At 59.5% G+C, this 13,824-nt stretch carries 13 protein-coding genes; 5 read left to right on the forward strand and 8 right to left on the reverse strand.

What is annotated here, in order from left to right; all coding sequences use genetic code 11:
- Window positions 1–103: 103 nt before the first annotated feature.
- On the forward strand, window positions 104–613 hold the full coding sequence (locus tag ACSQ87_RS26950; protein WP_436274758.1) for a DUF2165 family protein: 510 nt from the start codon (window positions 104–106) through the stop codon (window positions 611–613).
- 27 nt (window positions 614–640) lie between these two features.
- Here ACSQ87_RS26950 and ACSQ87_RS26955 read toward each other — a convergent pair whose 3' ends face one another.
- Entirely contained in the window at window positions 641–1,543 is a 903-nt protein-coding gene (locus tag ACSQ87_RS26955; RefSeq protein WP_223429812.1) for a DMT family transporter, read from the reverse strand.
- A 138-nt stretch (window positions 1,544–1,681) separates the two neighbouring features.
- On the opposite strand from ACSQ87_RS26955, the gene ACSQ87_RS26960 reads away from it, so the two are divergent.
- Window positions 1,682–2,557, forward strand: coding sequence for an AraC family transcriptional regulator (locus ACSQ87_RS26960; protein ID WP_223429813.1), 876 nt, complete (start codon window positions 1,682–1,684; stop codon window positions 2,555–2,557).
- Window positions 2,558–2,768: 211 nt separating this feature from the next.
- Here the strand turns inward: ACSQ87_RS26960 and ACSQ87_RS26965 are convergent, their stop codons facing one another.
- From ACSQ87_RS26965 to ACSQ87_RS26990, 6 genes are all read right to left on the reverse strand, one after another.
- The gene (locus tag ACSQ87_RS26965; RefSeq protein ID WP_436274759.1) at window positions 2,769–5,198 is read right to left on the reverse strand and encodes a TonB-dependent siderophore receptor; all 2,430 of its coding nucleotides are present in this window, start codon (window positions 5,196–5,198) and stop codon (window positions 2,769–2,771) included.
- 217 nt (window positions 5,199–5,415) lie between these two features.
- Complete coding sequence (locus tag ACSQ87_RS26970) at window positions 5,416–6,405, reverse strand: FecR family protein (protein WP_436274760.1); 990 nt, start codon at window positions 6,403–6,405, stop codon at window positions 5,416–5,418.
- Window positions 6,402–6,965 (reverse strand): RNA polymerase sigma factor, encoded by a 564-nt coding sequence (locus ACSQ87_RS26975; RefSeq protein ID WP_223429816.1) that lies wholly within the window; start codon window positions 6,963–6,965, stop codon window positions 6,402–6,404. The genes ACSQ87_RS26970 and ACSQ87_RS26975 overlap by 4 nt, the downstream gene beginning before the upstream one ends.
- 4 nt (window positions 6,966–6,969) lie before the next feature.
- A complete protein-coding gene (locus tag ACSQ87_RS26980; RefSeq protein ID WP_436274761.1) occupies window positions 6,970–7,296 on the reverse strand; it encodes a DUF3325 domain-containing protein in 327 nt (108 codons plus the stop codon).
- Window positions 7,297–8,877 (reverse strand): PepSY-associated TM helix domain-containing protein, encoded by a 1,581-nt coding sequence (locus ACSQ87_RS26985; RefSeq protein WP_436274762.1) that lies wholly within the window; start codon window positions 8,875–8,877, stop codon window positions 7,297–7,299.
- Entirely contained in the window at window positions 8,874–9,179 is a 306-nt protein-coding gene (locus ACSQ87_RS26990; protein ID WP_223429819.1) for a DUF3649 domain-containing protein, read from the reverse strand. Before ACSQ87_RS26990 ends, ACSQ87_RS26985 begins: the two co-directional genes overlap by 4 nt.
- Window positions 9,180–9,377: 198 nt before the next feature.
- Here ACSQ87_RS26990 and ACSQ87_RS26995 point away from each other — a divergent pair, with 198 nt between their 5' ends.
- The 3 genes from ACSQ87_RS26995 to fecA all read left to right on the forward strand — a co-directional run bounded on the left by ACSQ87_RS26995 (window position 9,378) and on the right by fecA (window position 13,241).
- Entirely contained in the window at window positions 9,378–9,866 is a 489-nt protein-coding gene (locus ACSQ87_RS26995) for a sigma-70 family RNA polymerase sigma factor (protein WP_436274763.1), read from the forward strand.
- A gap of 8 nt (window positions 9,867–9,874) precedes the next feature.
- A complete protein-coding gene (locus ACSQ87_RS27000) occupies window positions 9,875–10,813 on the forward strand; it encodes a FecR domain-containing protein (RefSeq protein ID WP_436275121.1) in 939 nt (312 codons plus the stop codon).
- Between the two features lie 94 nt (window positions 10,814–10,907).
- On the forward strand, window positions 10,908–13,241 hold the full coding sequence (gene fecA / locus ACSQ87_RS27005; RefSeq protein WP_436274764.1) for a TonB-dependent Fe(3+) dicitrate receptor FecA: 2,334 nt from the start codon (window positions 10,908–10,910) through the stop codon (window positions 13,239–13,241).
- Window positions 13,242–13,317: 76 nt separating this feature from the next.
- On the opposite strand, the gene ACSQ87_RS27010 is transcribed toward fecA, so the two are convergent.
- Window positions 13,318–13,725 carry an HPF/RaiA family ribosome-associated protein gene (locus tag ACSQ87_RS27010; RefSeq protein ID WP_008150614.1) on the reverse strand — a complete coding sequence of 136 codons (408 nt, stop codon included), beginning with the start codon at window positions 13,723–13,725 and terminating at the stop codon, window positions 13,318–13,320.
- Window positions 13,726–13,824: the final 99 nt, after the last annotated feature.

A 13,824-nucleotide genomic window follows, 5' to 3' on the forward strand; every position in this document is an offset into this window, starting at 1 on the left:
TACACACCTTGCAATTCAGTTAACCGCTAAAAAAAAGATACTCACTATAGACTCCCCACTACTTAGTCTAACTTACGGACCTTAGTTATGGAGAGTACCTACATTGAACCACCTTACGACCGACAAACTGATTAGATACAGCAAAGTAGCACTAATGGCCTATATAAGCTTCTTTGGCTTGATGGTGATGTTCAGCAACTTCACCGACTACGCATCCAATTACGAATACGTCGGCCACATTCTCAGCATGGACACCACCCGAGAAAACCTGAACCTGAGCTACAGAGCAATCACTTCGCCCATGCTCCATCACCGTATTTATTGGTTAATTATAACTTTGGAAGTTGTTTACACGGCTTTCTGCTTGCTGGGCACCTACCATCTTTATCGAAACATCAATACACCTGCAGCCGTTTTTCATGAAGCGAAGAAGTTTTCGATCGTCGGACTATTGATTGGCATTTTTGTCTATTACATCTGCTTGCAAGTGATCGGCACCGAATGGTTCAACATGGATGAATCTGCAATCTGGAACGCCAAGGATTGGGCTCGGCACATCGTGGACTTCATGTTTCCACTGCTGATTTACATCACCCTCAAAATCGAACGCTAAAGTTTCAGCGCTCGATCACCCAGACCTTCACGCCAGCTTGCCGTTCCCCTGCACAATCGGTGCCTTGGGCTTACGAAACACCAACACATTGCCCAGCATCACCAGTACCAACCCCATCAATGCAGGCGTGGTCCATTGGTAGCCTTCGGCAAACGCCGACACGTTCAGCGCCACGACGGGGAACAGTACGGTGCAATAGGCTGCGCGCTCTGGCCCCATCCGCCCGACCAACGTCAAGTAGGCTGTGAAACCGATCACCGAACCCGGAATCACCAGGTACAACAGCGAGCCGATGTAGCGCGCGTTCCATTCCATGTCGAATGGAATGCCTTTAACCAGGCACCACGCCGATAGCATGGCCGCGCCATAGGCCATGCCCCAGGCGTTGGTGGTCAGCGGTTTCAGTCCCGCCTTCTGCTGCAAACTCGACAGCATATTACCGGCCGAGAAGCACAGGGTGCCGAGCAACGCCAGGCCCAACCCGAGCAAGGTTTGCGGGCTCGCGGTGTGGCCCGCCACCTCAGGCCAGAACAACAGGCCAAGCCCAAGCAGCCCCAGTGCACCGCCCATCAGCACATTGCGAGCAACTTTCTGGCCGAAGAACACGCGTGCATTGAGCGCGTTCCACAACGTGGCGGTGGAAAACACCACCGCGACCAGACCGCTGGGGATCCACTGGCTGGCAGTCAGGAAGCACATGAAGTTGATGCAGAACAGGCACAGCCCCTGCGCCAGGCATATCAGATGCCCGCGGCGGTTCATCACTTGCAGGCGGCGACTCAGCAGCAGCATGACGAACAGCACCAATGCCGCGAGGCCGAAGCGATAGACGATCGACACCGGAATCGCCACCACACCCAGTTGCCATTTCAAGGCAATCCAGGTGGTGCCCCAGATCAGCACAGTCAGCAGATACAACGAAAGGTTCATGGCAAAGACTCCTCAATAGGGGCTTAGTGTCCTGCGCCAAGCCTCGTCGCACTTGCATAAACTTGCGCTTTTGTCGGGCCACAGGCTGGCAGCCGAACGGCTACGGAGTAGGATGCAAGGCGTTGGAGAGAAGCCATCATGCCCGCACTGGAAACCCTGCAAGTCTTTCAAGCCCTCAACCGCTCGCCCAATGCTCGCCTCGAGCACAGCGCCGAGCTCGGTGACGGCATGGCTGCAGCCTTGTGGAGCAACCATCACGACGCCCAGGATTACGAAGCGCCGAGCCATCACACCCTGTCCTGCTACATCGCCGGCGGCACCGGGACCTTTCGCCGCGACCAGCCCGGCACCAAGGGCGGCCCGGACAAGCTGTGCATCCTGCCGGCCGAGCATCAATCGGGTTGGGTGATCAACGGCGACATTCGTCTGGCCCACGTGTATTTCAGTCCCGAACAATTCGCCCTCGGCTGCGTCACGCTGCTGGACCGCGAACCTCGCGAACTGCAGCTGCGCGAAGCCACCTTTCTGGACGACCCGGCACAAGCCCGGCGCTTTCGGCAAATGCTCACACTCAACTGGGACGAACCCGGCGAACGCGTGCTCACCAGCAGCCTGGCCCATGAAATGCTCAGCCACGTTTTACTCGGTCAGGTCGGGATGCGTGAGGGGTTGCGGCTCAAGGGTGGATTGGCTGCGCATCAGCGGCGGCAGTTGGTGGAGTTCATCGACACTCAGTTGGCCGAGGCCATCAGTCTCGGGCAGTTGGCTGCGTTATGTGCGCTATCCGAATACCACTTTGCGCGAATGTTTCGCGAGAGCTTTGGGTTGCCACCGCATCAGTATGTGCTGTCGCGGCGACTGAGCCGGGCGCGTGAGTTGTTGCGTTCGACGTCGCAGCCGTTGGGGGAGATTGCGTTGGCGTGCGGATTTGCCAGTGCCAGTCATTTCACCAATCGGTTTCGTCAGGCATTGGGTGGAACGCCCGGCGAGTATCGCCAGGCGTTTTTGCGGTAGGTTTCTATGGTGGTGGGGTGTCATTTAGATCCACCCCTCACCCTAACCCTCTCCCCAAGGGGTAGAGGGGACTGACCGAGGTGTTCTTAGAGCTACATCGACCTGAAAGATCAAGTCGAACTCAGGCTTCGAAAAGCTTGGAGATCGGCTCCCTTTCCCCCTCTCCCCCGTGGGGAGAGGGCTGGGGTGAGGGGTCGATCTTCAACTCTTCCTAGAACTCCAAAGTGCTCGACAACGACACCTGCCGCGAATCGCCCATCGACACAAAGAACCGACTCGCCGCCGAGGTGTAGTAGGTGCGGTCAAACAGGTTCTTCACGTTGAGCTGGAACTTGACCTTCTGCCCTTCGACTTTGGTGTCGTACGTGGCGAACGCATCGGCCACGGTGTAGCTCGGCAGGTCGAAATCGTTCACGGCGTTACCCGCTCGCTCACCGACATATCGCGCCCCCGCGCCAACCCGTAGCTGATCGCCACCAACGATAGTGCCAAAGTCATAAACCGCCGACAGCGAACCACTATTCTTCGCGACGTTTTGCAGCTTTTTGCCTTTGTAGGTCGGGTCTTCCGTGACTTCGGCATCGGTGTAGGCATAGCTGCCGATCAGGCTCCAGCGATCACTCAACTGACCGCTCAGGTCCACTTCCAGACCACGGGAACGCACTTCACCGGCGGCGCTGTAGATCGTCACCGGACCTTCGGAGTTGGCCACCAGCACGTTGCGTTTCTTGATGTCGAACAGCGCGACATTACCGGTGACGCGGCCCGGCATGTCGAGCCTGGCGCCGATTTCCCAGGACTTGGCTTCTTCCGGCGCGATGCTGCCGTCCAGCACAGTGCTGCTGCCGCTCAACGGCGCGATGGTCGAGTTGGGTTTGAAGGATTCGGTGTAGCTGCCGTAGAACGACAGTTCATCGGTGTAGCGATACACCAGACCGGCGCGAGGCACCCATTTCTGGCCGTTTCCGTCGGTGTTGGCCTGGAACGGCACGCCTTTGCCGGCGTACTGGTCGTATTCCTGAAAGCGCGCGCCAGCGACGAAAATCCATTTATCGGTCAGGTGAATCGAGTCCTGGAGGAAGATCGAATCGCTGCGCAGTTCATCAGTCTGCGCACTGTCGGCCGGGCTGACCGTGGTGCCGGAGACTTCGCGGCCGTAAACCGGGTTGACATAACTGAAGGTGCTCAGGCTTTTCTGACGGATCAGGTCTTCGCGGTAGATCTTGCGGTATTCATCATCGACGCCGAACACCAGGTCATGTTTCATCCCCGCGAGCTGGACATTGCCTTCAAGGCTGGCGGTGGTGAAGCGGTCGGTGCTGATCGCGTTCTGGGTGCCGTCCATGCTGCGAGTCAACGTGCCTTTCTTGGTGTCGATGGCGGTGATGCGCACCTGGCTGGCGTCGTAGGTTTCGCGGTTCCAGCTGTAGCCGAAGTGGGCTTTCCAATTGTCGTTGAGCTCGTGATCGGCCTCGAAGTGATAGAGGTCCGAGCGGCCTTCCATATTGTTGAAGGGCTCGTCGAGGCGACGCTCGCGGGAGATGTCCAGCGGATGGTTGTCACGCGGGTCGATCACCGTGCCGCGATCGAACGGGGTCAGAAACTCGCGGTGTTCGTAGGCGAACAACAGCTTGGTGCTTTCGCCGAACCAGGCCAGTGACGGTGCTACCAATGTCTCGCGGTGAGTACCGAAGTTGCGCCAGTAATCTTCGTCTTCGTGATCCAGGACCATGCGGTAGGCCAACCCGGAATCACCCAACGCGCCGGTGCTGTCGAGACCGCCACCGCTGCCGTTTTTGCCGTTGCCATAGGTCGAGCCGCGCAGGGTCAACGCGTTGTACTGCTCAAGCTCAGGCTTTTTGCTGACCATGTTCACCACGCCGCCCGGGTCCTGGATGCCGTAAAGCAAGGAGGCTGGGCCCTTGAGCACTTCGACCCGGTCCACGGTCGCATTCATGCCACGGCCCTGCACGATCGGCATGCCGTCGCGCATGATCGAGCCGTTGCGGTTGTCGCCGAAACCGCGAGTCATCACCGAGTCCTGAGTGCTCGCCAGTGTGTTGCCCTGGGTGATGCCGCTGACGTTGGCCAGCGCGTCATCCAGATTGCGCGGCGCCTGATCGCGAATGACCTGTGCCGGAACCACGTTGACGGTCTGGGGAATTTCCTGGAGCAAGGCCGATGAGCGCATCACCGAACTGGTGGGCGGTGGCTGATAGCTCATGGATTGATCGGCCACCGAGGTGATGGTGGTCGCGCCCAGGTTCAAGGCGCCATCGGTAGGCAACGGCTCCAGCACCAACGTGTGGCCGTCGGTGCGGCGGAAGGTAAAACCCGAACCGCTGAGCAAACGCTGCATCGCCTGCTCGGCACTCATCTGGCCGCTGAGCGCTGGAGCGTTGATGCCGTAAGGCGCCTCATCGGTGTAGACCACGCTGATGCCGGTGATCCGGCTGAAGTCGCTCAAGGCCTGGGGCAGCGGTTTGGCGGCCATTGCGAAGCTGAACTGCGCATTCTGTCGGGCACTGCCGGCCTCAGCCGCCACCGCCACACTCAACGGCAACAATGCCAACGCCGAAAAGCTCAAGGCACATGTACCCAACCATTGTTTGACCGAACCCGATTTCGCCCTGGACTTCATTGCTCATGACCTGTGTAGAACCGCTACGGATGCGAATGACTCGCAGTTTCAGTCACTACACGGATGGCATCGGGGTTTACCTCACCAGAAAGTTGAAAATATTTTTCTCGGGAGTTCAGTAGTGTTTGATCTGACGCCTTCGCGAGCAAGCCCGCTCCCACAGGGGGAATGCATTTCAAATGTGGGAGCGGGCTTGCTCGCGAAGAGGCCAACAGCCTCAGCGCAAAATAATCAGATGCCCCAGAACTTTGTGTTGCTCAAACCCCAACCCCCCTTGCAACGAACTCAACACCGCTTGCGGATCCTTGCTCGGAAAGCTGCCACTGACCCGCCGCGCCGCCAGTTCATCGTTGAGCAGCACAATCCGTCCCGGGTAATAACGTCCCAAGTCTTGCACCACGTCGGCGAGTGTCGCCTTGTAGTAATTGAGCCAACCCTGACGCCATGCCAACTGCGCTTCGCTGTCGACCGCGTGGAGTTTTTCCGCCGAACCCTCGCCATAGGCCACCTGCTGGCCAGCGGTGAGGATTTGTTGTGGGGCGTGCTTGTCCGCCGTCACACCAACCCGCCCGGACAACACCGTGACCTGCGCACCGTGCGGTTGCAGACGCACTTCGAACTGAGTCCCCAGCACCCGCGCCTGACCCTTTTCAGCGTCCACCACAAACGGATCGCCGGTGTGGGTCACGCTGAAAAATCCGGCGCCGCGCCGCAGCTGAACGTGCCGCTCGCCACGACTGAAATCCACCGCAATCGCGCTGTCAGCATCCAGCGTGACTTGCGACTGATCCGCCAGCGTGACAGTGCGAATCTCACCCGGTGCCGACACATAATCCGCGCCCAGATCATCGACCCAGCGCGACGGTTGCCAGCCAGCGCCGAAGCCGATCATCAGCAGCAGGCACGCCGCCATTGCCAACGCCCCGGACCAACGTCGAACGCTGGTACGGCGCGAGCGATTCATGGCGTTGAGGTAACCCTGCAAGGCAAACGCGTCTTCATCGGCCAACGTTCGGGCCGGTGTTTCGGTCAACTCCCACACCACTTGCGCCTGGGCGTAAGCCTCGGCATGGGCCGGGTCGGCCTGTAACCAATGGCTAAAGGTGGCCTGATCGCCGCTGCTGGGCTGGTCATGCAACAGACTCAGCCAGGCGAAGGCCGCCTGCTCCTGAGCGGGCGTCGGGGTGACGCGTTCGGTGTTGTTCACAGTGCTTTCCCTGGCGTGCGCGGTTCGGGTTCCCGCAGGCTGGCCTTGCAAGCCTCGAGGGCGCGCATCATATGTTTTTCCACGGCGCTTTGGGACAAACCCATGGCCTTCGCAATCTCGGCGTATTTGCGCCCGTGAATACGGTTGAGCAAAAAGATCTGCCGCGTGCGCTCAGGCAGCGCGCGCAACGCCGCGTCGACGTAACGCAAGTCGTTGCCCGCCTCCAACGCCGCTTGCGGTTCGCTGCCGTGGCTGTCGGGTTGATCCGGCATCCAGCCCTCGTTGACCCGCACCCTCGTGCCTTCGCTGCGCAAATGGTCGATGGCGATGTTGCCGGCGCAGCGCAACAGGTAAGTGCTGAGCTCTTCGACCTGCACCAGCGGCCGACGCCAGAAGCGCAGGAACAAGTCCTGCACCAGGTCCGCGGCCGTCGCCCGACAACCGACACGACGGCTCACCAGCGCTTCCATTTGCGAACGCTGGGAAAGGAACACCTGCAGGAAATGCGCACGCGCACCGCGATGTTCGTCGTCATGGGATTCCGGGGGGCTGGTGATCATCAGGTCAGCCCTGCGCAAACGCGGCAACGGGGCTGGCGAGCACGCTCAACCCGGCCAACACCAAGGCCAGGCGCGGGCGATACGGCATCAACAACACCAGCACCAGAGCGCTGAGCATCAACACCGCAAACCACTCCACCAATCCAAGGCCCCAACCCGTCGACGACACCGCAGCCCACAGCGATAACGCCAGCAACAGCCAGCCACCCAGTTTCATCCCCTGGCGGCGACGGGCCGAGGGCTTGCGCCCCAACAGTTCGGCGTGATGCCGATCCATGGATAAACACAGCGCGGTGAAACCGCCGTAGCACAGCAACAAGGCCAGGAACATTCAGTGCGCCTCTTGCTCAAGCATTATCGATTTCGCCCGCGGTCGGGTGACGGTTCCAGCCTGCCCCGCGCGCTGCATTTTCCACGCAGCCCACGCGAAAAACAGACCACTGACCAGGCACATCAAATCGAAACCGGCCATGGCCCAATCGCCCTGCATCAGGCTGACGCCCAAGTGATAAGACGTGGTCAGCGCGTTCAGCAGCGGCACCGCACAGAACAGCAATGCCGCCAGCGCCAACTGTTCGACCCACGCGGCGCGACCACGGCGCACCATGGCGTGCAACACACTCAAGCCCCAGACGATGAAGAAGCCGTTCACTTCCCAATCCGCCCGCCCGGCCATGCCGACCGGCAACAATCGATTGGCCCAGAAGAACCCCGCCACCGCGACCATCAACCCCGACATGCTGGCGATGTTCAGGACTTCCACCAGTCGCAACTCAAACGGCATCACACCGCTCTTCGCATGTTTGAGCTGACGCTTGCCGAGCCAGATCACCAGCCCGGTACCGATCATTGCGGTGCCCGCCAAACCACAAATGAAGTACAGCCAGCGCAACACCGGACCGGCGAAATGGCCCATGTGCAAGCCGTAGAAACTGCCGGCAATCGCCATTGGCAATGCTTGCTTCGGCGTTGCGCTGAGTAGCTGCCCGGTCACTCCGTTGAATGTCACCGCACTGCCAAAGTCGTGGACCACTCGGTCGACGCCGTCACGCGCAAGAATGACCGAGGCATTCAAATCGCCCGGATTGTTGACCGTCAACCGCCCGACCCGTCCGCCCGACCATTGCTCGCTGGCCCGTTCCAGCAGCGGTGCCAACGGTGCCAACTGGCCCGGTTTGCCTGCGATATCAGGCGTATTGGATGCCGGAAACACCTCATCGTAAAACGTATCGAAGTCACTGCCATAAGAGGCGACGATGCTCGCCGGCATCACCATCGACATGAAAATCACCAGGCTGCTGTAAGTGATCATCAGATGAAACGGCAACACCAGAACGCCCACCGCGTTATGCCCGTCGAGCCAGGAACGCTGGCCCTTGCGCGGGCGGAAGGTGAAGAAGTCCTTGAAGATTTTCTTGTGGGTGATGATCCCGCTGATCAGCGCGACGAACATCACCATCGCTGCGATCGTCGACAGCCAGCGCCCCCACGGATAGGGCATCTGCAACTGAAAGTGGAAGCGGTAAAAGAACTCGCCACCGCGTGTGTCCCGGCCGTGCACTTCTGCGCCGGTTTGCGGATCGAGGAGTTTTTCGCTGAATTGACCGCGCGTGCCGGGCTTGGCCGGTGCTTGCTGCCACCTCACCGACAGACCCGGTTCGCGAGCATCCGGTAAATCGATGAGCCATCGCGAGGCACCCGCGGCGTGCTGCTCAAGGTAGTGCTGGGCCAGGGTCAGACTGGCTTCGGAGGACACTGCACGGGCGGGAATTTCCGGCTGCATCCAGTGGCTGATCTCATCCTTGAAATAGGCGAGCGTGCCGGTCAGGAAAATCGCGAACAGCAGCCAGCCGAAGATCAACCCGGCCCAAGTGTGCAGCCAGGCCATGGCCTGTCGAAAGCCCTCTTTCATGAGTAGCCCATCCAGTACGCCAGCCCCGACACCGCCGCCAACACCACGCTCGGCGCAATCAATCCGAACCAGGCTTGCCACGCACTGCGACAGGCAAAGCACCAGAGTACGGCGACCAGATAGACCAGAAACGAGGTCATCATCCCGGTGACCACCGCTTCGCCGCGAGCCATGGGCAGCCACATCGTCAGGCTGACACTGGCCAATGCCGCGACGAGGTAACCCCCCAGCACAGCGGCCAGCACTCGGGAAGTGACGGCCAGTCGGTAGGAAACGGGGAGCGCGGTGATTTTGCCTTTCATGTTTCGACCTTGAAACGGGTGAGGCCTCGTGAACGTCACGGGACCAACAAGGCCGCAATATTAATGATAAATATTCTCATATGCAAAAGAGTCCGATGAGATCGTCGATGCAGTCGATTGCCGGATACGGGTACCCACCACTACAATGCGAACAATTCTTGTTCTCTAACGCATCCGAATACGCTCGGAGTGGTCCCGTTGCAGCCAGCCAATACCGTCGAAGTCCTCTATCACGCCCATCACAACTGGCTCACCGGTTGGTTGCGGCGCAAGCTCGGCTGCCCGGACAACGCCGCGGACTTGGCCCAGGACACCTTCATGCGGGTGCTGACTGCACGGGAAACACCGCAGATCATCGAACCGCGAGCGTTCCTCACCACCATCGCCAAGCACGTGCTGTTCAACCATTACCGCCGTCAGGATCTGGAACGTGCCTACCTCGATGCTCTGGCGCAAATGCCGGAAGTCGTGGCGCCGTCAGAGGAAGAACGGGCAATCATCCTGCAAACCCTGATGGAGTTGGATCAGTTGCTCGATGGCCTGCCGCGCCTGGTCAAGCGCGCGTTTCTGCTGGCGCAGGTCGATGGCCTGACTTATCCACAGATCGCCGCCGAGTTGGGCATTTCCATCGCCACGGTCAAACGTCACCTGAACAAAGCGGCCATGCGCTGCTACTTCGCCCTATGAACAACTCAATAAACTCTCCACCGGACTTTTCATCCCAAGTCGCCGAACAGGCTGTGCATTGGTTGATGGAAATGCAGCAAGGGCCGTTGACCCCACGCCAGCAACTCGCCTGGCAGCGATGGCACGATGCGCACAGTGAACATCAACGGGCCTGGGAACATATCCAGCGGGTCAATCAACGCTTGCGTGGTTTGACCTCGCCGCTGGCTCACGCCGCCCTCAACGCGCCGAAATCCGCGAGCCGTCGTCAGGCGCTGAAGCTGCTGCTGATTCTCGGTGCCGGTTGCGCAGTCACGTGGGGAATGCGCGAGCACAACCCACTGACTCCGTTGCTGGCCGATTACCGCAGCCCGGTCGGCCAGCGACGCAAGGTGCCGCTCGGTGATGGCAATCAGTTACAGCTCAATACCGCCAGCGCCGTGGATGTGCGCGTTGAAGGTCAACAACGGCTGATCCGGTTGCTCGAAGGCGAGATGCTGCTCACTGCCGCCCAAGCGTTTGAGGTTCGTACCGCCCAAGGCCTGTTGAAGACTCAAGGCGCGCGTATGAACGTGCGGCAGTTTTCCGATCACACCCAGGTTGCGGTGTTCGAAGGCAGCGTTGAATTGATGCCCGACGATGGTTCACCGCTGATACTGCAAAGCGCCCGACAGTTGAGCTTCGGCGCAAAAGGCATCGCAAACGCTGTGCCGCTGGACGCCAACAGCGGCGCCTGGGTCGACGGCATGCTGGTGGCCGCGCACATGCGCCTCGGCGATTTTCTCGACGAACTCGGTCGCTATCGCCGCGGGCAACTCAATTGCGATGCGAAGGTTGCGGATTTGCTGATCTCCGGGACGTATCCACTGGATGACAGCGAACGGATTCTTGATCTGCTGGAAATCAGCTTGCCGGTGAAAGTGAAGCGCTTTACCCGGTATTGGGTGACGGTTGAGGCGAAGGTTTAAAAGCCGATCTTAAAAAATAAATGAGCCGTTTTTCAGATCTGGCGTGACAGAGAAGGAAAGCCACCTTGATTCCACCTTCTCAGGATCGTCGTCCATGCAACCCACCCGCCTCACTCCACTGGCCCGCACCTTGCGCCAGCTCTTGCTGGGCGCCAGCCTGAGTTTCGGCGCTGTAGCGCTGGCACACGCCGCTGACGCCAAGCCGTATCACATCGCACCGTCCTCGCTGGAAAACGCCCTCAACCAGTTCGGCCGTGAAGCCGGTGTGCTGATTTCCTTTGGCTCGCAAGTTACCAGCGGCGTACAGAGTCGCGGTCTGGAAGGCAACTACACCCCTGAGCTAGGTTTGAACGCCTTGCTCGAAGGCACCGGCCTGCAAGCCCGCGCCGAGGGCAACAACGCCTTCAGCCTGCAACCGGTGGGCGATACCGCGTTGGAACTGGACACGTCCAAAGTCGTCGGCGACTGGCTCGGCGATGCAGCGCCAATCAACGTCTTCGAGCATCCCGGCGCGCGTGACGTGATCCGCCGCGAAGAGTTCGAACGCCAGGGCGCGACTCAGGCCAAGGACGTGCTTAACCGCATCCCCGGCGTGAATGCGCCGGACAACAACGGCACCGGCAGCCATGATATGGCGCTGAACTTTGGCATACGCGGGCTCAATCCGCGGCTGGCTTCGCGCTCGACGGTATTGATGGATGGTATCCCGGTGCCTTTCGCACCTTATGGTCAGCCGCAGTTGTCGTTTGCACCGATCAGCATGGGCAACATGGACGCGGTGGACGTGGTGCGTGGCGGCGGTGCCGTACGTTACGGGCCGCAGAACGTCGGCGGCGTGGTCAACTTCGTGACCCGGGCGATCCCCGATGAGCCGACGGTCAAGGGTGGTTTTCAGACCGAAACCAGCCCTTCCTCCAGCCACGACGGTTTCAAGACCACTGGCAACCTCCTGGCCGGCGGCACTGCCGACAACGGTCTGGGCGGCGCGTTGTTGTATTCCGGCACGCGTGGTGGCGACTGGCGTGAACACAGCGACACCGAGATCGACGATCTGATCCTCAAGGGTAAATACCAGCTCGACGACGCCAACAGCTTCAACGCGATGGCCCAGTATTACGAAGGCAAGGCCGACATGCCCGGCGGCCTGAACGTCGCCGATTACGACGCGAATCCTTACCAGTCGACGCGTCCGAAAGACCAGTTCTGGGGCCGACGGACGATGTTCAACGTCGGCTATCGCTATCAGGAAGATCGCCGGGAATTCACCGCCAACACCTTCTTCACCAAGACATTGCGCAGCGGCTATCTGGATCAGGGCACCTTCCTCTCGCTATCGCCTCGCGAGTATTGGGTGCGCGGCCTGGAAACCCGTTTCGCCCAGGGCTTCGATGTCGGCCCGACCAGCCATGAAGTCGGCGTCGGCTATCGCTACATCAACGAAGCCGGCCACGAATTGCGCTATCGCACGCCGATCACCAGCAACGAATACCCGACCACCAACAGCCGCAACGACCGCGACACCCGTGGCGGCACCGAGGCCAATGCGTTCTTCGTCGACGACCGGATCGACATCGGCAAGTGGACGTTCACCCCGGGCATCCGCTACGAGATGATCAAATCGCAACAAACCAACAACCTGACGAACGTGAAGTACAAGGGCGACTACAACACGGCGTTGCCGGCGTTGAATGTGCTCTATCACGTGACCGACACCTGGAACCTCTACGCCAATACCGAAGGCTCGTTCGGCAGCGTGCAATACAGCCAGATGCCTAATCGGGTGACTAGTGGTGAAGTGAAACCGGAGAAGGCGCGTACCTGGGAACTGGGCACCCGTTATGACAACGGTGCGCTGCGGGCAGAGATCGGCGCGTTCCTGATCAATTTCGACAACCAGTACGAGAGCAACCAGACCAACGACTCGGTGATCGCCCGTGGCGAAACTCGCCATCAAGGTATCGAAACCAGCGTCAACTATGCCCTCGATGACTTGAGCCCTTCATTGGCCGGTTTCGATGTTTATGCCACTTACGCCTATGTGGACGCGACCATCCGCGAAGACGGGCCGAACAAGGGCAATCGTGTGCCCTTCTCCTCGAAACACAAAGGCACGATTGGCGTGGGTTACACCGAAGGCGCGTGGAAGCTGAACCTGGACAGCAGCTATCAGAGCGACCAGTTTGCCGACAACGCCAACACCTCGGCTGAAAGTGCTGATGGCAGCACCGGCAAGATTCCGGGGTACATGCTGTTCAGCAGCCGCGCGGGGTATGACTTCGGGCCGAAGTTATCGGACTTGAATGTGGCGGTGGGGGTGAAGAACATCTTCAACCATCAGTACTTTACCCGCTCGTTTGATGACAACAACAAGGGCAAGTATGTGGGGGAGCCAAGGACGGTTTATGTGCAGACGTCTGTAGCGTTCTGACTTCAGCCCAAACAAAAACGGGCCTGCATGAGCAGACCCGTTTGTCAGTGGTGGAAGGTAAAAACCGAATTAAATATCAACCGTTTTGCGCAGCCTGTTCATTCTCGAGAAACTCGTCTTCCAGCAGCGCATCGGCTGCGACTCTCTCGAATGGCACCACAGCGGCACGAGGTTTGCCCCGCAATTTGCCGAACAGGTGCTCAAGCGCATGTTCAAGTTTTTCGGCCGCACCGTCGATCGCCAGTTCCAGGTTTGCGGCTTTATGAGTGACAGAAATCGGTTGGTGGCCTTTTGGCCGCGCTTCCAGCTGACAGCGCATGTCATGGGGACCGGGCTTGTCGCCGTTCTCGTCCCGCAGATGAACCTCGACGCGTGTCAGGTCCTCTTCATAACGTTCGAGCGTGCTCTCAATGGTAGTACGTACCCACTCCTCCAGTCGGATGCTGCTTTGAATATGGTTATCGCTGTTGACTTGGATTTGCATAGTTCATCCCTTATTTCAGCTAGCTCGCGAGAGGCCCTTCGGCTGGCCCTTGGGCGTCATCACCGTGACCTCTGACTTACACAATCGGTCTGCTCGCAG

It is taken from the genome of Pseudomonas sp. LjRoot277, from assembly GCF_964253845.1.
Lineage (GTDB): Bacteria > Pseudomonadota > Gammaproteobacteria > Pseudomonadales > Pseudomonadaceae > Aquipseudomonas.